The organism is Hafnia psychrotolerans (assembly GCF_014639435.1).
Lineage (GTDB): Bacteria > Pseudomonadota > Gammaproteobacteria > Enterobacterales > Enterobacteriaceae > Ewingella > Ewingella psychrotolerans.
This window is the reverse complement of the sequence record NZ_BMFZ01000005.1, coordinates 318,586-338,039: the sequence shown is the minus strand read 5'-3', so window position 1 is coordinate 338,039 and position 19,454 is coordinate 318,586. Positions and strand designations below refer to the sequence as shown.

The 19,454-nt window shown below is 52.5% G+C and carries 14 protein-coding genes and 4 pseudogenes; 6 read left to right on the top strand and 12 right to left on the bottom strand.

The genetic code is table 11. The features are described from left to right. Positions 1 to 107 (top strand): integrase core domain-containing protein (locus IEV89_RS21760; protein WP_229746458.1); only part of this gene is annotated, 107 nt, incomplete at its 5' end. A 73-nt stretch (positions 108 to 180) separates the two neighbouring features. Here IEV89_RS21760 and IEV89_RS11875 read toward each other — a convergent pair. Beyond that, positions 181 to 405: pseudogene (locus IEV89_RS11875) on the bottom strand (type I restriction-modification system subunit M N-terminal domain-containing protein); the annotation flags it as partial. A 320-nt stretch (positions 406 to 725) separates the two neighbouring features. Between IEV89_RS11875 and IEV89_RS21755 the strand changes: the two are divergent. Both IEV89_RS21755 and IEV89_RS11870 read left to right on the top strand, forming a co-directional pair. Beyond that, positions 726 to 794, top strand: a pseudogene (locus IEV89_RS21755) (metal-dependent hydrolase); the annotation flags it as partial. A gap of 207 nt (positions 795 to 1,001) precedes the next feature. Continuing rightward, positions 1,002 to 1,916 carry a restriction endonuclease gene (locus IEV89_RS11870; protein WP_188473714.1) on the top strand — a complete coding sequence of 305 codons (915 nt, stop codon included), beginning with the start codon at positions 1,002 to 1,004 and terminating at the stop codon, positions 1,914 to 1,916. 27 nt (positions 1,917 to 1,943) lie between these two features. Here the strand turns inward: IEV89_RS11870 and IEV89_RS11865 are convergent. The 3 genes and pseudogenes from IEV89_RS11865 to IEV89_RS21960 all read right to left on the bottom strand — a co-directional run. Next, positions 1,944 to 2,261 (bottom strand): annotated as a pseudogene (locus IEV89_RS11865) (transposase); the annotation flags it as partial. A gap of 110 nt (positions 2,262 to 2,371) precedes the next feature. Beyond that, a complete protein-coding gene (locus tag IEV89_RS11860; RefSeq protein WP_188473713.1) occupies positions 2,372 to 2,845 on the bottom strand; it encodes an Imm42 family immunity protein in 474 nt (157 codons plus the stop codon). Then, on the bottom strand, positions 2,842 to 4,725 hold the full coding sequence (locus IEV89_RS21960; RefSeq protein WP_188473735.1) for a VENN motif pre-toxin domain-containing protein: 1,884 nt from the start codon (positions 4,723 to 4,725) through the stop codon (positions 2,842 to 2,844). Before IEV89_RS21960 ends, IEV89_RS11860 begins: the two co-directional genes overlap by 4 nt. A gap of 152 nt (positions 4,726 to 4,877) precedes the next feature. On the opposite strand from IEV89_RS21960, the gene IEV89_RS11850 reads away from it, so the two are divergent. After that, the gene (locus IEV89_RS11850; RefSeq protein WP_373283374.1) at positions 4,878 to 5,003 is read left to right on the top strand and encodes a SymE family type I addiction module toxin; all 126 of its coding nucleotides are present in this window, start codon (positions 4,878 to 4,880) and stop codon (positions 5,001 to 5,003) included. Between the two features lie 90 nt (positions 5,004 to 5,093). Here IEV89_RS11850 and IEV89_RS11845 read toward each other — a convergent pair whose 3' ends face one another. The 3 genes and pseudogenes from IEV89_RS11845 to IEV89_RS11840 all read right to left on the bottom strand — a co-directional run. Next, the gene (locus tag IEV89_RS11845; protein ID WP_188473712.1) at positions 5,094 to 5,405 is read right to left on the bottom strand and encodes a MafI2 family immunity protein; all 312 of its coding nucleotides are present in this window, start codon (positions 5,403 to 5,405) and stop codon (positions 5,094 to 5,096) included. Positions 5,406 to 5,415: 10 nt separating this feature from the next. Continuing rightward, the gene (locus tag IEV89_RS22035) at positions 5,416 to 6,015 is read right to left on the bottom strand and encodes a polymorphic toxin type 50 domain-containing protein (RefSeq protein ID WP_373283375.1); all 600 of its coding nucleotides are present in this window, start codon (positions 6,013 to 6,015) and stop codon (positions 5,416 to 5,418) included. Next, positions 5,992 to 7,983, bottom strand: a pseudogene (locus tag IEV89_RS11840) (hemagglutinin repeat-containing protein); the annotation flags it as partial. The gene IEV89_RS22035 and the pseudogene IEV89_RS11840, both read right to left, overlap by 24 nt. 131 nt (positions 7,984 to 8,114) lie before the next feature. On the opposite strand from IEV89_RS11840, the gene IEV89_RS21740 reads away from it, so the two are divergent. Together IEV89_RS21740 and IEV89_RS22030 are read left to right on the top strand one after the other, a co-directional pair. Next, entirely contained in the window at positions 8,115 to 8,267 is a 153-nt protein-coding gene (locus IEV89_RS21740) for a SymE family type I addiction module toxin (RefSeq protein WP_373283373.1), read from the top strand. Further along, complete coding sequence (locus tag IEV89_RS22030) at positions 8,201 to 8,413, top strand: SymE family type I addiction module toxin (RefSeq protein WP_373283376.1); 213 nt, start codon at positions 8,201 to 8,203, stop codon at positions 8,411 to 8,413. Before IEV89_RS21740 ends, IEV89_RS22030 begins: the two co-directional genes overlap by 67 nt. Before the next feature lie 45 nt (positions 8,414 to 8,458). Here the strand turns inward: IEV89_RS22030 and IEV89_RS11830 are convergent, their stop codons facing one another. Genes IEV89_RS11830 through IEV89_RS11810 form a run of 5 tightly spaced genes read right to left on the bottom strand, consistent with a single transcriptional unit; the run spans position 8,459 to position 19,446 of the window. Further along, the gene (locus IEV89_RS11830) at positions 8,459 to 8,716 is read right to left on the bottom strand and encodes a hypothetical protein (RefSeq protein WP_188473710.1); all 258 of its coding nucleotides are present in this window, start codon (positions 8,714 to 8,716) and stop codon (positions 8,459 to 8,461) included. After that, positions 8,713 to 9,441, bottom strand: coding sequence for a hypothetical protein (locus IEV89_RS11825; RefSeq protein ID WP_229746453.1), 729 nt, complete (start codon positions 9,439 to 9,441; stop codon positions 8,713 to 8,715). Before IEV89_RS11825 ends, IEV89_RS11830 begins: the two co-directional genes overlap by 4 nt. Positions 9,442 to 9,468: 27 nt before the next feature. Beyond that, the gene (locus IEV89_RS11820; protein WP_188473709.1) at positions 9,469 to 9,738 is read right to left on the bottom strand and encodes a hypothetical protein; all 270 of its coding nucleotides are present in this window, start codon (positions 9,736 to 9,738) and stop codon (positions 9,469 to 9,471) included. Next, a complete protein-coding gene (locus IEV89_RS11815; RefSeq protein WP_188473708.1) occupies positions 9,725 to 18,904 on the bottom strand; it encodes a hemagglutinin repeat-containing protein in 9,180 nt (3,059 codons plus the stop codon). The genes IEV89_RS11820 and IEV89_RS11815 overlap by 14 nt, the downstream gene beginning before the upstream one ends. Continuing rightward, positions 18,901 to 19,446 carry a toxin-activating lysine-acyltransferase gene (locus IEV89_RS11810; RefSeq protein WP_188473707.1) on the bottom strand — a complete coding sequence of 182 codons (546 nt, stop codon included), beginning with the start codon at positions 19,444 to 19,446 and terminating at the stop codon, positions 18,901 to 18,903. Before IEV89_RS11810 ends, IEV89_RS11815 begins: the two co-directional genes overlap by 4 nt. Positions 19,447 to 19,454 lie beyond the last annotated feature (8 nt).

The window sequence follows — 19,454 nt, the reverse complement described above, 5'->3', positions numbered from 1 at the left end:
GCGCAGAATATAACGAAGAACGTCCGCATAGCTCACTCGGTGATATGCCACCCGTTATCTATGCGAGGCAAAAACTGGCCGGAGATCCTCATTGGCGGTGGTACTAAAAACCGGAGGGACTACAAGACGGCTAAAGGCCGAGAGCGCATCTCGCACGTTAGATTCATCAAATTCGGATGTTGGATCAATCCATGTAGAAAACAGATTGTTGTAGGCAATAAAGTAGCCCAAGTTGTCTTGCACGTATTTAACGGTGTCGGCGTCTTCTTCATTGAGGGCTTTGATGCCTTCGGGGGTCATACCCTGTTTGGTGACAAACTGCACCAACTGGTCGCTTAGATACTTGTAGAAGATAAAGCCGAGTATGTAATCTTTGTATTCGTTGGCTTCAATTTTAGAACGCATCTGGTTGGCGGATTCCCAGATTTTTGCTGCAAGCTGCTGTTTATTCACTATCAGTCCTGTTAAAAGCAATTTTTTTCGAAAAGGGCTATTTTAGGGTTTTGATTGTACGTTTGATAAGAGCTCCTTGCTAGCGGCAAGGCCCTACGAGTCTGTATCAGTGAGTAGTCTGAGTTTCGATTCCTACCAAGACGGCTATCTTCATCTGAGACAGCTTCGATGTTGCTTCCCATAACGCGAGTATTTATCCATTGCGCTGGGATGTTGATTGATGTTTTGAATTAGGGGTCAAGCGGCTTGCATACATCAATTATTGGGATTCGATGGCTGAGCATAACCATAGTGAAAGCTTCTACCGGCTCAAAGGAGTGGTTATGCTGGACTGGGAGTAGACCAAGAAGCGATTGGACGGGATGGTGGGGTAATACTTTCCGATTTATGATGTGGAGATGAAGTTTTACCTTAATCAGTTAAATTGGTAAAAGTTGTGTACATGCTCATCGCGAGTTGGAAGTACACTTGGTTGCTAACCAACCCACTAATCTATAGCGGATTGGGTTAACAACCAATCTAATAAAAACATTATCAGGGATGTTTCTATGGCCGTTCCTACCTACGATAAATTCATTGAGCCAGTATTGCGCTTCCTGGCGGATAAAACTGATGGTGTGCCAGCTCGAGATGCACACGAAGCTGCCGCTGACGCACTTAATCTTGATGATAATCAGCGAACAGAAGTTATAGCCAGTGGTCAGTTAGTTTATAAAAATCGGGCGGGTTGGGCACATGACCGCCTGAAGCGAGCCGGTTTATCGCAAAGCTTATCCAGAGGAAAGTGGTGCTTGACTCAAGAAGGGGTTAATTGGGTACATGCCCATACCCTGCCACCCACAGACGAGGAAGTGAACCATCTGGCGTTTGATTTCATGAACGTGAAGCTAAAACAGCAGCCGGATGCTGTCGATCTTGATCCAAAACCAGCGGTACTGAACCAGGAGGAGCTGGCAAAAAGCAGCCCGGATGATCGTCTTGATCAGGCGTTAAAAGAGCTACGGGACGCGGTTGCTGGTGAGTTGTTGGAAAATCTGTTGCAAGTTTCCCCTGCACGTTTTGAGGTTATCGTCTTGGATGTTTTACATCGTCTGGGATATGGCGGGCACCGGGATGATCTTCAGCGCGTAGGTGGCACTGGAGATGGTGGTATCGACGGGATCATCTCGCTTGATAAATTGGGACTAGAAAAGGTTTACGTACAGGCTAAACGCTGGCAGAACACGGTTGGCCGCCCGGAGCTTCAGGCGTTTTATGGTGCGCTGGCGGGACAAAAGGCCAAACGTGGCGTGTTTATCACCACCTCTGGTTTTACTTCTCAGGCGCGAGATTTTTCCCATTCCGTTGAGGGCATGGTTTTGGTTGATGGCAAACGCCTGGTTCATTTGATGATTGAGAACGAAGTCGGTGTTTCCTCCCGTTTGGTTAAAGTTCCCAAGTTGGATATGGATTACTTTGAGTAATGAGCGCATCCGGTAATCCCCCCATTTTTAACAGCGCTGATAAGTAGGATAAGTTAAGCGCTGAATGTGTTGTATCGGGGTAAAGCCATTCAACGTCATATTGGGACGTTCATGATTATAAAACCACACCCACCAGGTGGCATATTCCCGTAACTCACTTAGTGAAGAAAATAAATGCTGCCCCAGCCAGTCATAGCGCACTGTCCGGTTATAACGTTCAATATAAGCATTCTGCTGAGGTTTCCCCGGTTGAATAAAATTAAGCCGGATATTTTGCTGTTGTGCCCAGGTTATCAACTTGCTGCCTGCGTATTCCGGTCCGTTGTCACAACGAATTGACACGGGTTATCACCAACGCCTAACCTGATCATCGTCAGGCGCAGAACGGCGGGGCTGAGTGCTTAAAAGTAAAATCCCTGCGACTTAGCCGGGATTCCTATTGCTAAACTCAAAAACTAATTTAGTCTTGTGATTATAATATCATCACTTTTATCCATAATTAAGTTATCAGCTAAAGGCAATTTTCTAATTAATTTCTCAACCGTACCTCGTGGAAAACGGTTCTCAGAAAAACTGTTTTCAAAATCTAATGAATAAATTAGACGCTCTTCGTTACCATCGAACCCTAGCCAAAAATTACAACCGTAATCATATAATTCCGCAACATCTAACGATATTAAATTTTCAGGCTCCCCCTCTGAAAAGTCCATTTTTTCGATAGGAATACTGCCAATATCGGCATTGTATTTTTTAAGTCCTGAATCCAGACTTTCTTTCAAAGACGATATTACAATATAAAGATCTATGGTAACCCCTTTACCAGGAATAAACAGGTCATTGATAATAAAATTAAAAACACCACTCGGGGAGCATAAAACATCTAGCTGCTCCAGCTGTATAGCAATTCGATAAGGATCACCAATGATCATTTAATTTTCCACCCTTCTTGCTTGCGTAACTGAGCTCTGGTCTTATTATCTAACTGCATTGGGTTTTTTGAGTCACTAGTACTTCCAGACCAATGGTAGATTCCTGTATTGTCAGGAAAGTAACGATGGATAGAACCGTCAGTACCAATACTATAACGAGCTTTATTTCCATCAATTGATACTGAATTACCAAATAACTCTAAAGAATTTTTTGGCTCAATACCTGCACTAGGCCTGAATCCTTGTGCACCAGGCGTATGTTTGGTATTTGATTCAACTGTTAACCCGTTACTCGCTACAGTAGGCTCCGGAATTGGTAATCTATTATCCCTTCCCTCAGCCAAATAAGCCAGATCATCCGGATTCTGCTCTGCAATTGGCGTTGTCGTGGTATTCCCACCCACATCCGGCGCACCATCAGTATTACCGGTATTGCTCGCGCCCTGTTCACCTGACTGATCCGGCGTAACCAGCGTGGTTCCCTTATTCTGCTCCTGAGCCGGGTTTTCAAGCTTATCACCCGTCAGATCTTTTTCTCCCGCAGGGAAGACTGTGATCAAACCTTGGTTGCCCTTCCACTCCTCATAAGCCGTTCTCTCTGATGGGGAAAGGTTGTCGATGAGAGCCTTATCACCCGACATTGCTGCCAACATAACATTGGTTTTTTGAGGTTCGGAAAGCTGCTCCATCGCAGAAGTGGCTACACCAGCCCCAACTAAAGCGCCCAGCCCTATTTTAATGACGTTATCACGGCAAACAGAGATTTCTGCACAAGCCGCCGCGCCGGTACGAACAATAGCAAGGTTATTATTTGTCGCCGCATTTTTCCCAGCCTGCGCTCCCGCAACAGCATCCGCCGTGCTGTCACCAACCAAACCGCCTGCAAGACCTGCCGCCAGTGTCGACAGCGCACTGAGGGTCTGGCGCTGATCTTCGCTCAGTTTATCCCGCTCAACTCCCGGATACATCTGCTGGGCAATATACTCGCCCATCACTGCACCCGATGCACCGGCCAGCGCGCCATTGCCGTTCACCTGCGCAACCACCGCACCCAATACCGCGTGGGCCATCAGATTGGCTTCGCTGTTAACCTTGCCCGTCACCGGGTCGGTGGTCATATTGTGGATCACTTCAGCCAGATACGGTGCACTGGCTCCCGCCAATGCTTTCGCCATGTCGCCACCCGCCAGCCCCTGAACCGCTGCCGTCGCGGCCTGCAATCCCTGCTGAATGGCGCTCCCCGTACCCCATTTCTGCTGCGCGGTTTTATAGCCTGCCGTTTCCGTCAGGGCTTTATTATAGGCCGCTCGCTCTTCCTTCGTCGCATCTTTACCCGGCTGCTGAACGCCATGTTTCTCAAGCTCTGCCTTGCCAGCTTTCGTCGCCTCAATTTTCCCCTGCGTCCTGGCGATATCCATCGCCTGACTGCCAATTTCCCCAATCAGCTGTGCCTCTTTCAGCCGGTTCTGCTCCTTCTCTTTATCAAAAATAGGGGAGAGGGTCTGGTTAGCGTGTTCGACGTCGCGGCTGAGGTCTGCAACATCCTGTTTCTGATTATCTTTATCGCGGATTGTTATCGTGCCTTCCGACACGGCGGCTTTGGTCGTGGAACTGTCACTTCCGCTGCCGTTGATACCTACCAGCAGACTGCTCGCCATGTTGCCCGCAAACTGATCGCCGATGTTGCCACCCGAGCTAATCCCCACGCTCTGGTGCTCAACTTCATATTCGGCGCTGTTTTTGATATTGCTGAACCCTAACGTGCCGGTGTCGAGCTTGTTCAGGCTGGCATCCGCCGTCGAGCCGATGCCGTAGAAAAGGCTAATGCCGATGGCATTTTGGTCGCTGGCGTTTTCATTCGCCAGCGTATTAGCCTGCATTGCCTGCACGACACTCAGGGAAAATACTGAGTTTTTATCTCAATGTTAAAGAGCAATGCTCACAAAATCAGCAGTATAAAGGGATCTTAAAACGTTGGTAAATCGTTGTTTTATCATTGTGATATCCGTCGTGGCACGTTCGATTAAATGCTTTGACTAGTTCAGAAGTAGCTCACGTCGGTTACCGCTTCAACGGTGGCAAGCCCAACCCCAGCCCGCAACTGACCATTAAAGGGAAGTGGCTGGAACAGTTGGGTTTAGTACCGGCCAGCCGGTGAGTATTACGGCTGAGAATGGCTGTCTGGTAATCAGGGCTGAGGTTTGCTGAGGCTATAAAGTAATAATCCCGGCCTTGGCCGGGGTTATTACTAGCTTTCTTTTCTCAGATAGATGAACCCACTCAATGGTTCTAGATCTTTGAATGGCCTTAAGTCAAAAAATATTTCTTCTTTCACATCTTTAATATCATCATTAGATGATGTATTAGCTAAGATATTAGTAATTACCTCATCTAAACTTTCATAGTCAGATTCGTCTGGTTCCTTATCAAGATAATACCTTAGTGTTAACAGGCGCTCTTCATTAAACCCGACTGCGATTGCTCTAATTGATTGATATACTTCACCAAGTAAAGCCTTCGTTGTCCATATGTATAGCCACTCTGGTATGTTTTTCATCATTTTATTTACCTTAATGTTGAACAGGATTAGCTGGAACAACATGCGCGCCATTTTTCCCGGAATGGATTATTCCATAACTCGTTGGCTGCCCCTCATAAGTGCCTATTGGTTTACCAAAATTAACTACCGGCTGATTTCGTGGAGTCATTCTTATTATTTGATATTCACCTGTATGTACCCCATTCAATAGCCCCTGAGGATCAACACCGTCCACTAATGGGGAACGGCCTGGTGTATAATTATTATGCTCAGGAATATGTTTTCCCTGCTGGCCTGGATGGATCTCCTTAGAAAGACCATCAGGCACTGGTAATCCTTTGGGTAGCATATTTCCTTTAGCAAAATTAGTCGTCTTCATCCCATATACCGCACCACCAATCGCCGCTGTGGTGTGAACGCCCGCCATAGTCGTATACAGCGTTGAAGCCGTTTCAAGACTGACGCCCCAGTTTGTAGCTATAGTCTGGATGTCTTTCGCTTTCTGCGCCTGTGCATCTGCGTTCGCATACTGCCACATCAGGCTATCAACTTTATCAGCGCCTTCTTTGTAAACGCTGGCCATTGTGCCGATGTACTGACCATCCAGAGTGGCGTCGTAGCTTTTACCCATTGCCGCCAGCTCCTGGCGCATACCCCGACAGTCCTCTGATGACAGATTCTTACATGCTGCATCAATGGCGGCATCGAAGGCTTTATCTTTCTCATTCAGGTCAGTGACCAGCTTCTCTGCCTGTGCTTTCTTATCGCCTTCCAGATACGGCAGCGCCCACTTCGCATCCTGACGTTGCTTATCATCCGGGGCGCTCAGGGCATTGTTCTCAACCGCATTCTTACCCGCCTGCGCCCCCGCAACAGCATCCGCCGAGCTGTCACTAACCATACCGCCCGCAAGACCTGCCGCCAGCGTCGACAGCGCACTGAGGGTCTGGCGCTGCTCTTCGCTCAGTTTATCCCGGTCAACTCCCGGATACATCTGCTGGGCAATAAATTCACCCATCGCCGCACCGGACGCACCTGCTAATGCACTGTTGCCGTTCACCTGCGCAACCACCGCACCCAATACCGCGTGCGCCATCAGATTGGCTTCGCTGTTAACCTTGCCCGTCACCGGGTCGGTGGTCATGTTGTGGATCACTTCAGCCAGATACGGCGCACTGGCTCCCGCCAATGCTTTCGCCATGTCGCCGCCCGCTAAGCCCTGAACCGCTGCCGTCGCGGCCTGTAATCCCTGCTGAATGGCGCTCCCCGTACCCCATTTCTGCTGCGCTGTTTTATAGCCTGCCGTTTCCGTCAGGGCTTTATCATAGGCCGCTCGCTCTTCCTTCGTCGCATCTTTACCCGGCTGCTGAACGCCGTGTTTCTCAAGCTCTGCCTTGCCAGCCTTCGTCGCCTCGATTTTCCCCTGCGTCCTGGCGATATCCATTGCCTGACTGCCAATTTCCCCTATCAGCTGCGCCTCTTTCAGCCGGTTCTGCTCTTTCTCTTTATCAAAAATAGGGGAGAGGGTCTGGTTGGCGTGCTCGACATCGCGGCTCAGCTCACCCACGTCTTGCTTCTGATTGTCCTTATCGCGGATAGTTATCGTGCCTTCACTCACCGCCGATTGGGTGGTCGAGCTGTCACTGCCGTTACCGTTGATCCCGACCAGCAGGCTACTCGCCATGTTGCCCGCAAACTGATCGCCGATGTTGCCCCCCGAGCTAATCCCCACGCTCTGGTGCTCAACTTCATATTCGGCGCTGTTTTTGATATTGCTGAACCCTAATGTACCGGTGTCGAGCTTGTTCAGGCTGGCATCCGCCGTCGAGCCGATAACCGCACCGTTTAGCTGGGTGTGCTCACCGACGGTGATATCAAAGCCGCCCTTACCCGCGAAGATACCCGTCTGTTCCTGCACGCTCTCGTACGTGCTGTGCATTTTGTCCCGGCTCAGATTCACCGAACCGCTGCCGCCGCTCATGCTCACACTGCCGCCTGCGCTGGCATTCTGCTGCTTCGAGTCGTAGTTGTCGGTATCCTGCTCGCTGGTCAGGGTCAGGTTACGCCCCACGTCCAGCGTGACTTTTTCGCCATTGACCTGTGCACCGGTCAGCGCCGTGTCGCGACCGCTGCTGATGGTCAGGTGATTTCCGGCATTGACGGTGGTCTCAACATGGCTGGTGCCGTTGCCGGTCTCAGAGCCTTTGCCTTTATTGATGCTGGCGTTCAGGGATAATCCATTGGCACCCTGGCCGAAGTTGATGCCCACGCCTACCGACGCACCGTGGCTTTCATTTTTGCCTTCAAGCGTCTGGCTGTTCAGCCCGGAGAAAAGATTCACGTCCCGCGCTGCACTCAGGCCCACATCTTTCCCGGCCTGCAACTGGCTGCCCTGAACGTTGAGGTCGGTGCCGGTGGCGTTTATCGTCAGGTTGTGACCTGCGGTCAACGTACTTCCCTGGCTCTGGTTTGCTGTCGACGTCTGGGTGGATTTGGAGGACTGACTGCCGTAGGAAAGGCTAATGCCGATGGCGTTTTGGTCGCTGGCGTTTTCATTCACCAGCATATTAGCCTGCGTTGCCTGCACGACACTCAGGGAAAATACTGAGTTTTTATCTCAATGTTAAAGAGCAATGCTCACAAAATCAGCAGTATAAAAGGATCTTGAAAAACTCGTAACTTCTTGTTTTATAATTGTGATATCCGTCGTGGCAGGTTCGATTAAGTGCTTTGACTAGTTCAGAAGTAGCTCACGTCGGTTACCGCCTCAACGGTGGCAAGCAGAACCCCAGCCCGCAACTGACCATTAAAGGGAAGTGGCTGGAACAGTTGGGTTTGAGACCGGCACACCAGTTGATGTCCGGGTGCTGCCGGACTGCCTGATACTGACGGTTAAACCGCCCTCAGCGGAGCCGGAGGTGATACAGGCCCTGCGCCAGCTCTGCCCTAAGCTCTCGGCCCGTAAGCAGCGTGAGCTGATGGACGTGATTCAGGTTATGGCGAAGCCGAAGAAGCGCGGCGCTGGCTGACTACGTAATCAGCAAAATCCCAGCCGATTGGCTGGGATTGTTGTGCTATCTGCTTCGGCTCTTTCTATAGCGCTGGTAATAAATCCACCAACAGCCTATTCCTGCAACGATACCACCGCCTAAACCACCTTTTAAACACTTCCAAATATCAATGTTTGATATTTGGAATGGCAGACCATAAAAAATTAGAAAAAATAGTTCTACACCTATTTGAAGCAGCAAAAAGCTTAAAAATATGGCTACTACAGAAGCTACGATGAGATAAGCCATTAAAGATAACCAATTACGTTTTTTGATCATCATTTTTTGCCACCTAGCTCATCTATTTTTTTACCTACTTGATCATTAGTAAATTCTGTTGCTCCTGAACCTATAACGTTACCAGTGATCCCTGGCAGCGGATCTAATGGCATAGGTTTCGATATTCCCATCCCCAGATCAACCCACTCCCAATTTTTCCATTTCGGATTCAACACTTTATCAAGCTGTCCCTGAGCCACTTTACCAACCCCATAACCCAGCCCAGATGCCAGACCACTCATTGTGCCACCTTTCAATGGATCATCACCTTTAAGATAACTGGATGTGGCACCACTGCCGGCATTCACTGCAATTGTGCCCCATAGCCCGGTTCCTGCCGTAAATGCCCCCGTCCAGTACCACAGAATGACATCATTAGGATTCACTTCGCCATTGATCATATAACCCACCCCGGCATTAGCTCCCGCGCCTATCAGACTTGTCGTTGCAGCAGCTTCCGGCAACAGCGGCCAAGCCATCGCGCTACCCGCCGCAACAACCATTGTCTGACATGATACTGGCGTACCTCCACTACAAGCTTCCTTAATGGTAGCCTGTTGTTCAGCCTGCCATTTCTCAATAGTTCCGGCCTTGTTTGCCTCCGCTGCTGCCAGTACATGTGCAAGGCTGTTATTCTCAACCGCAAACTGATTCCACGATCCTGCGGCACTAATATAACCGGTCATACCAGATGGCAGATTAAAGTGGTTGTTTTCAACAAACTCCAAATCTCACCCCCAATTGGGGTGAGGTTATCACTCAGGATCTGAAGGCGGGAGTTTTTTACGATTGCTCCTTTCACAAAGCTTCATTTTTAGCCACAACCCTATACCTAAAATAACACCAGGTACAGGTGCTCGTTCTATCGCATTAAATAACAAATAATACCAAGAGAAAATAAATCTATCTATTTTAAAAAAAACAATCACCACAGCTAAGACATCTGAAACCACAGAAATAAAAGCACAAAAAAGAATGCTAATAACGACTAAAAAAAACAAATAATAATCTTTAGTTAGTTTCATTTTCGGCCTTTTTTATAGTTTCTTTTACTTGACTTCCAACATATTCACTTGATAGTGAACCACCAACGGCTTCCATCACATTCTTGGTGCTTTCTTTTATTACTGGTTCAAGCATCCCTATTCCTTTGGATACCGAACTACCGGCTAAAGAACCCGCAGTAGCTCCCAACACTTCATTCACAGTATCTTTACCTTGGATACTGCTTCCTATTAAAGCTCCTCCTGCGTTAATAACTGCGGATGTACCAATCCCTTTCCCTGTAGTCAACGCTGATGTAATTCCCGCCATAACTGCGTCTACATAGCTGAAGGGATCTTTGCTACTAAGTTGAGAACCAGTATTTACCGTCGTGCCTATTGCAGCATTGACTGCCATACCTTCTTTTATTGTCAGGCCAAGAACATTGCCACTAAAGAGCAATATTGGATCACCGATACTTGCGTTGGACTTATGGTAGCCCCACGTTTTCATGATGGTCTGGGCTTTCTGCTGCGCCTCTGTCTGTGGCGCTGACTTCATATAATCCTGCCCAGTCAGCATTCCTGCGATCAGCTCTTTAGTCACTGCCTCACCATATTTAGCCTGCATGTCAGATGCATATATCTTCAAATAACTTACCAACTCGGTTCGCTCTGCTGTGGTCAACTTAGCTGGTTCTTTGTTGAACTTAGCAACCAGTGCATCGCTACGTTTATCGGCATTCTCAAGTTGTAAAAACTCTTTCGCAGTTTGCAGGGATTTATCGCCTTTTAAGACTTTCTCTGCCAAAGCATCACGTTTTTCCGTGGATGTACTGCTCAAGAAATTATTCTCAACCGCATTTTTCCCCGCCTGCGCCCCCGCAACAGCATCCGCCGAGCTGTCACCAACCACATCGCCCGCAAGACCTGCCGCCAGCATCGACAGCGCACTGAGGGTCTGGCGCTGATCTTCGCTCAGTTTATCCCGGTCAACTCCCGGATACATCTGCTGGGCAATAAATTCACCCATCGCCGCACCGGACGCACCTGCTAATGCACTGTTGCCGTTCACCTTCGCAACCACCGCACCCAATACCGCGTGCGCCATCAGATTGGCTTCGCTGTTAACCTTGCCCGTCACCGGGTCGGTGGTCATATTGTGGATCACTTCAGCCAGATACGGCGCACTGGCTCCCGCCAATGCTTTCGCCATGTCGCCGCCCGCTAAGCCCTGAACCGCTGCCGTCGCGGCCTGTAATCCCTGCTGGATGGCGCTCCCCGTACCCCATTTCTGCTGCGCTGTTTTATAGCCTGCCGTTTCCGTCAGGGCTTTATCATAGGCCGCTCGCTCTTCCTTCGTCGCATCCTTACCGGGCTGCTGAACGCCGTGTTTCTCAAGCTCTGCCTTGCCAGCTTTCGTCGCCTCGATTTTCCCCTGCGTCCTGGCGATATCCATCGCCTGACTGCCAATTTCCCCTATCAACTGCGCCTCTTTCAGCCGGTTCTGCTCCTTCTCTTTATCAAAAATAGGAGAGAGGGTCTGGTTGGCGTGTTCGACGTCGCGGCTCAGCTCACCCACGTCTTGCTTCTGATTGTCCTTATCGCGGATTGTTATCGTGCCTTCCGACACCGCCGATTGGGTGGTCGAGCTGTCACTGCCGTTACCGTTGATCCCGACCAGCAGACTGCTCGCCATGTTGCCCGCAAACTGATCGCCGATGTTGCCGCCCGAACTAACGCCCACGCTCTGGTGTTCAACTTCATATTCGGCGCTGTTTTTGATATTGCTGAACCCTAACGTGCCGGTGTCGAGCTTGTTCAGGCTGGCATCCGCCGTCGAGCCGATAACCGCACCGTTGAGCTGGGTGTGCTCACCGACGGTGATATCAAAGCCGCCCTTACCCGCGAAGATACCCGTCTGCTCCTGCACGCTCTCGTACGTGCTGTGCATTTTGTCCCGGCTCAGGTTAAGCGAACCGCTGCCGCCGCTCATGCTCACACTGCCACCCGCGCTGGCATTCTGCTGCTTCGAGTCGTAGTTGTCGGTATCCTGCTCGCTGGTCAGGGTCAGGTTGCGCCCCACGTCCAGCGTGACTTTTTCGCCATTGACCTGTGCACCGGTCAGCGTCGTGTCGCGGCCACTGCTGATGGTCAGGTGATTCCCGGCGTTGACGGTGGTCTCAACATGGCTGGTGCCGTTGCCGGTCTCAGAGCCTTTGCCTTTATTGACGCTGGCGTTGAGCGACAGGCCATTGGCACCCTGACCGAAGTTGATGCCCACGCCTACTGACGCACCGTGGCTTTCATTTTTGCCTTCAAGCGTCTGGCTGTTCAGCGCAGAGGAAAGTTTCACGTCCCGCGCTGCACCCAGGCCCACATTTTTCCCGGCCTGCAGCTGGCTGCCCTGAACGTTGAGGTCGGTGCCGGTGGCGTTTATCGTCAGGTTGTGACCTGCGGTCAACGTACTTCCCTGGCTCTGGTTCTGCGTGCTGGTCTGGGTGGATTTGGACGACTGGCTGCCGTAAGAGAGGTTGACACCTATCATGCTGCCTTCACTGCCGCCCGCTTCAGCCAGAGACGCCGCCTGCGCGGCCTGCACGCCGCTGAGCGCCGATTTCATTCCCTGCAGGGCGGCCAGACGACCACTGCTTTCCGTACTGGCATCGTTGGCGCTCGACACCGCCGTATTAATCGCACTGCCTACTGTACCGGACAGGGCCAGCGTCAGCCCGCTGGTCTTCTGTTCCACCGTATGCGTCTGGCTGCTCTGATTATCCGCCGCCAGAATGTTCACTTCTTTGCCGGTCAGGTTGATATTTTTCCCCGCCAGCACGTCGGAACCTTTCACGATCAGCCCGTTACCGGCCGTCAGGTTAACATTGCTCTGCGTACTGCCGACGGTGCTGCCGGTGCTGCTCAGGGTTTTGCCATCGTCGGTGGTTTTCAGGCTGTTGGTGCCGATACTGAAGCCAATGCCACCGGTGCCGGAAAGGCCCGATTTTTTCTCGCTGTAGAGGTGTGATTCTTGCTGCTCAGTGGTCGCGGCCTGAATGTTCAGGTTGTTGCCTGCGGCAAGGTTGACGTCTTGCGTACCGACCACGTTGCTGCCGGTGACGGTCAGGTCATGCCCGGCCTTCACGTTTACGCGGTCTCCACTCAGTTGGCTGCCGCTGGCGGTCTGGTTATTGAAGCTGTCTCGCACTTCGGTGGTGGTTTTCGAGCCCAGGCTGCTGCTGCCCGTGGCTTTATAATGCTGGTCGAAGGTCTCAGTATCGGTGCCGTGCTGAAGGTTGATGTCATTGCCTGCGGTCACGCTGAGCTGCTGGCTGGCAGAGATATTACCTGCCGTTACATTCACATTATTTCCGGCGACCATTTGTACGTCACCCGCGCCAATCACCTCACTGCCAACCTGTTGGCTGGTGGACTGGTGCAGCCAGTTATCGCCCCAGTTGAGGTTATTCGTGCTGCCGGTGGTGACCGTGTTTAGATTGAGGTCACGGGCTGCCACAACGGAAGTTATGCCTCCATCGCCGCTATTGATAACCTGCGCGCCCGTCAGGTTGACATCGCGACCGGCCTGCAAGGCGAGGGTGCCATCCGGTTGCTGAACGTAGAAACCGGCCACGCGGTCAATGGTGTTGCGGGCGAAGTCGCCACCGGCATTTTCTGCGCTGCGCGTGGTGGTGAGGGCGTTAATGTCACGACCAGCAAGCACGGACAGACTATCGTTGCCCGAGAATATGCCGCCCACGTTGTTGATGTCCGTGCGTGCCTGCACGGCCACATCATTACCCTGGATAAGCCCGCCCAGGTTATTGATATTGTTCGCCAGGATTTGGGTGTTTTGCTGTCCGGTGATCCGGCCGCTGTTGGTCAGATCGCCGCTCAGGTTCAGACTGACATTTTTACCGGCCAGCAGTGCGCCGCTGCCATCCACATCGCCCGCCTGAACCATGGCGTACACCTGCGGCACCAGCACCCGTTGCGTGCTGCCATCAGCAAGACGGACGGTTTGCGCGACCATCCAGATCATGTCGCCGGTCATATGACTCATCTGTTCGGCGGTAAGCGCCACGCCCAACGTCAGGTTATATTTTTGACCCAAGGTGATGCCTTCATTCATCAACGCTTTGTACTGTTCTTCATCACTCTGCACGTCATTAAGATAGCGCTGTCCCGTCAGGGCAATGACTTGTTCGCGGATAAGCCGCTGTTCGTAATAACCATCGCCCAGGCGTTTAAGCACGTTGTCAGCATTGTTGGTAAAGGCATCCATCATGTAATCGGAGCCCAGCCATTTTTTCTGGTCAGTAAAGCGCGGATCGGTTTCCACCAGATAGGGGCTGGTGCTTTCCGGATGTGTGCGGAACAGGCTGTTATCCGGCAGGCGGGTGTTTGGCCCAATGGCGCGAACGACGCTGCCCGAATTATCTGCTTTCACTTCGAACGTTTTACCGGCGGGCAGGGTCACCGCGCCTGGCATGACCGTGATTAAACTGCCTGCATTGGGCCCCGAATTGGGCAGAATATTCAGGCTGTCTGCTTTTTGAATACTGCCGCTGATGTCGCTGCTCTGGTAGTCAGAAACGGTCAGACCGCTGCCTTGCCTCTGGGTGTACTCTTGCACCGTGCTGGGTTTAAGGGTGATGGCCTGGATCACCGTGGGCGGTACGTAATCTCTGGTATCAACGTTTGAAGAGTCACCGCGTTTGTTTTGATGACGAGAATAGAATACCGCTTTACCGACATCATTCGTTTGACGGTTGGCATCCACTTCCACGTTATTGACGGTGGTCCCCTGAAGTGCCAGTGCGCCACCGGCAACAATCTGGCTCTTGTCGTTGAGAACATCATTGGCATTGATGCTGAGGTTGCCACCGGCAATGATCTTCGCCGGGTCTGTTTCTTTGACCCGGTCTTCCGTGATGGTCCGGGTGTAGGCGTAGTGGGTGAAGCGGTCACCGTCAGTGGTGTGACAGATAACCCCTTCAATACAAAGAGTATTGACCTCATCCTGATAGATGTAGATGGTGTAATCTTTGTCGTTATAGCGCACGCCATTGTTAAGGCGTGAGACCTCATACTCAGAAATATCTTCCTGAGAAACCCGTACATTCTCCAGTGAGAAGGAGTCATTGATATTGTTGATACTGGCAATGTTCAGCGCCATATCCCCCGCAGATTCGAGGGTCGCGCTGTGGTTGTTCAGCGTCGCGGCCTGACCGCTGGCCTGATAGTCATCATTAAGCGCGCCGCCAACGGCCATCAGACCGTCGCTGTAGATCAGTGCGTGATCGCGGTTATTGATGGTCGTCGCGCCGATATCCAGCCGCTGCCGTGCCGCAAGAGTAGCTGCCTGCCCATTCTCCGCCAGATTGTTCAGCGTGCCGGTGCCAATGGCCAGCGCGTCACCGTAGATGCGCCCGCTGCCGATATTACTGACGGTCTGTCCGTTGATGCGGGTGTAAAAACCGTCAATAAGTCCGTAGTTGGTGACCGTCTGCGCCGCATTCACCTGCGTGGTGCCTGCGTTAATTTCCGCCGCTGCACCATTGAAGAGGTTGTTTGCCGACAAGGTGAGGGCGCTGCCTGCCTGAATCAACGACGAGTTCGTCAGGTCGCCCTGTGTTGTCAGACTCAGATTGTTGTTGGCCTGAACGGTGCCGGTATTGAGGAAGTCCTGCGTCAGATTAAGCGTCAGGTCGCCCAGCGATAAGAGTTTACCGTCGCCGCTCATTGCGTCGCCAGACAGGCGGATAAGTTTGCCCGCCTCAATATCACCGGCGCTGTTAATAATTTGCTGAGCCTGTGCGTCCAGATTGTTTTGCGAACTGAACAGGCCGGTGCTGTTATTGAGTACGCCGCCGAGGTTCAGGTTCAGGCCGTCATCGGCCAGCATTTGACCGTTACTGTTGTCCAGAACGGTGGCATTGAGGGTCAGCGTGTTGCCCTGGATCCCCAGACCGGCGGCGCGGGTATTTTGATTGAGCACTTGTACTGCGTTGAGGGTGACATTGGCTGCACCGTGGATAAGCCCTGCACCGTTATCAATCACCGATTGCGCCGCGCTGAGGACCATATCCCCCAGTGACTGGATTTGCCCCTGACGGTTATTAATGTCGCTAGCCGTAAGACTCAGCGCACCTTTGCTGGCAACTTGCCCAAGCTGGCTGTTATCGAATACGCCTGTATTAATTAACATCGTATCGCCTGATGCCAGCAATCCCTGCTGGTTATTCAGGCTGGCACTGTCGAGGGTCAGTGTGTCCTGCGCGCTCAGCGTGCCGCCCAGATTGGTCAGCGCAAAATCCTGTGTATTCCACTGTAATTTTTGCCCGGACTGCAAGCTGCCCCATTGATTATCCAGCGCGTGGCTCATAGCAACGATATCGCCCAGTGCCATAATCTGCCCTTGCTGATTATTCACATTCTCTGCACTGAGGGTCATTTGCCCGTTGCCCATCATCGCGCCTTGCTGATTGTCCAGCGCACCAGCTTTTACGGTCAGATTGCCCTGGCTGGTGATGCCGCCCGTGCTGCCGCTGTGGTTGTTACTCAGGGTTGCCCCCTGCGTATCCATCAGCAGATTTTTGGCGCTCTGGATAAGCCCGCCATCGTTATTTTGCAGGCCCCGGTTGGTCAGCGTAAGGTTACCCAGCGTGGAGAGTTGACCGCCATTATTATTGAGCAAAGAGGTTTGCAGCGAGGTATCGCCGCCAGCCACAACTTTGCCACTTTGATTGTCGAATTCGCCGCTGTCTGCCGACAACGTCCTCGTGGCAATAATTTGCCCTGATGAGGTGTTATTGATGCGCTGGCCGTGGGTATTCAGCGTCAATGCTTCGCCGGACTGTAGCAAGCCGCCCTGATTGTTCAACGCACCGCTGCTGAGGGACAGTGCCTGACTGGCCAGCCATTTTCCCGCCTGATTATTGATATCACCGGTGGTAGCGGTCAGCGATTGCGCCGCGATTTGCCCGTTGTGGTTATCGACATCCCCGGTCGCGAGGTTCATGCTGCCCGCGCTGATAATGCCGCCCTGATCGCCGCTGTCAGCATTGAGCAGGGCCTTGCCCCGGCTGTTAAGATCTAACGCTGAGCCTGACTGAATCAGGCCGCCGCTGTTATCAACCGCGCCGCTCAGTGAGGTTAAATTCCCACCTGCAGCGATAATGCCTGCGCTGTTGTTCAGTGCACCGCCGAGTGTCAACTGCAGGTTATTTTGGTCAGATGCAATCAGCCGTCCTTGCTGGTTATTCAGCTGCGCGGCACTAAGTGACAATGCGCCTTTTGAGGTGACAGCACCGCCCAGATTATCGAACAGGCCGGTGACCTTCAGGCTCATTGGCCCGTTACCGGTTTGCGTCATCTGACCTGAGTGGTGTGAAACCGTAGCGGCATTCAGCGTAATCCCCGCAGCCTGTGTCACCGCATTATCAAGATTGAGCGCCGAACCACTCAGGCTTAATGCACCGTTGCTGACCACTGTGCCTTGTGTGCCATCCATCTGACCCGTGGTAATCGTAAGCTGCCCGTCTCCGGCATGTAAAATGGTCCCCTGCTGGTTATCCAGCGTGGCGCTGTTGAGGGTCAGATTTTTGCTGTTACTGGCGAGTGTGCCTTCGCGGTTATTAATGCCTACGGCATGTGTGAGCTGCAGGTCTTGTTGCCCGAGTTGCTGCGCCGTGCCTTTTTGGTTCGAAAGTCGGTTCGCAGTCAGGTTAAGTTGGTCGGCGGCGATCTTGCCGCCGTCGTTGTTGAGCGTTCCCCGTGTGCTGGCCGTCAGTTGATGCGTGGCGGAAAGACTGGCGTTTGCGGTACTGATATCACCGTCGCTGGCCTGCAACGACAGGTTGTCGGCATAAGTCTGGCTGCCGCTGACATCGAGGGTCGTGGCACTGGCGGTCAGCTTGTCGCCTGCCATATTCTGCCCGTTGGCCTTTAATTCGCCGCGGCTGGTCAGCGTTAAATTCCCTGCGGATGTCAGCTTACCGTCGCCGGTGATACCGGCCGCGAGTACGCTCTGCGCGCCGCTGTTAATACCGGCAGCCGCAATGCGGGTGTCAATCCCTGCGGCAATAATGCCGGTGTTACTGAGGCTGGCCTGACTCGTGATATCCGTATTGTTTGCCGCATAAACTTTCCCCTGGTTATTCATCGCCGCCGATGACGCCAGTTGAACATTTTGCGACGCATTAATGGTGCCGCTGTTGGTCAGCGTACCGTCGGCATTGACGACAACGTCACCGGCCGACGCGCCCAGCGCCCCGGCGTTATGCACACCGACGCCGGATTCCGTCCCCATCAGGCGAATTTTGTTGGCGTACATGCCGCCAAGCTGAGAAACGTCAACGGCCAGCTGTGGGCGGACGCTGCCGTCATCCGCTTTTTTATCAATGCGCTGGTGCGTAGCATCGACCTGATTACGCCCGGTCGTCACGTTCAGTTCCTTCGCCCAGATACCGGCGTTCACTTTGACGGCGCGTGAAATCAGGTCAGTACTGTCCTGCTGGCTACTGTCGAGCCCGTTGCCCTGAATAACAATTTCGCCACGGTCAACGTTGTATCCCGTCAGCTGACCATTACTCATCTGCACCTGACCGGTGGTCAGCGTGGCGCGGTTCGCGTTAATAAAGCCGCAGCCGTTACAGGTGATACCCGAGGGGTTGGCAATCACCACCTGCGCCTTTCGCCCGGCGACTTCAATAAAGCCGTTCAGTTGGCTGGGGTCGCGTGCATTCACCTCATTGAGAATGACCTTTGCTTCGCCCTTTGCCAGCCACGGGTTGCCGTTAACCATTCCGGCAATTTGCGTTTGGGCGTTGGCGTGTGAGTTATTGAGCACCACGCCTTTTTTATCCACATCGAACTGGCTGTAGACATTGCGCGACACACCGGCCGCGCTGGGGGTCTGGATATTGACCTGCGGCGTGCCGTTGGCGCTGTTAATAATGGTAGGTTGCTGGCCGCCCGGCGCACTGCCATCGGCGACGACACCCGCCTGCACCGGCTGGACCGCACCCAGTGCCAGCAGTAAGGCAAAACTCACGCCATGAACCTTACCAATCAGTTGGCTGAGGGTATGACCTGTCCCGGATGAAGACGACGACGCGCCAGCCCGGCCTGCACCGGCAATATCCGCCACGACCATCAGCAGGCCGCGCGCTTTGTTGAAAACAATACGGTAGAGATTCTTATTCATGACAGCGTCCTTACTGGCATTTCGATAACTGGGACAGACAGCGGATGTGCAGCACGCCAGGCTCTGGCCTGTTGATGACTGACACGGTCGCCTTTGAAATTGATGACCCGCTGGCCTTTTTCAGCACCACGGTGATAGAGCGCCCGGAAGCAGCGTTCGGGAAAAAGGGTACTGCAAACCAGGCGACGCATGGCCATCGTGTCGCCAAAAGGCGCGATCCAGTCACGGATCCACATACGTTCGCCGCTGGCCCAGTCACGATCCTGCACGCTGATCGCCGGTTGTGTCAGGTAGCTCTGCTCGGCGATGTCGTCCAGCCACATCCAGCTGAGGAAAAACAGTGGCGTCGCGTCGCGGCTGACTAAGGCATATTGCTGCCTTTTAATAATGGGCAGAAGCACCGTCGGCAGCGCATGCAGAGGCAAGTCGCGATGTTGAGCCGAGTGCATCCATAACCAGACGGCTGCACCGAAAACTTCAGCTTCACTCATCTCCCCACCAATGATCATGGGTGAATGAACGTCATAAGGCCCTATTTGCATCCCTGCCT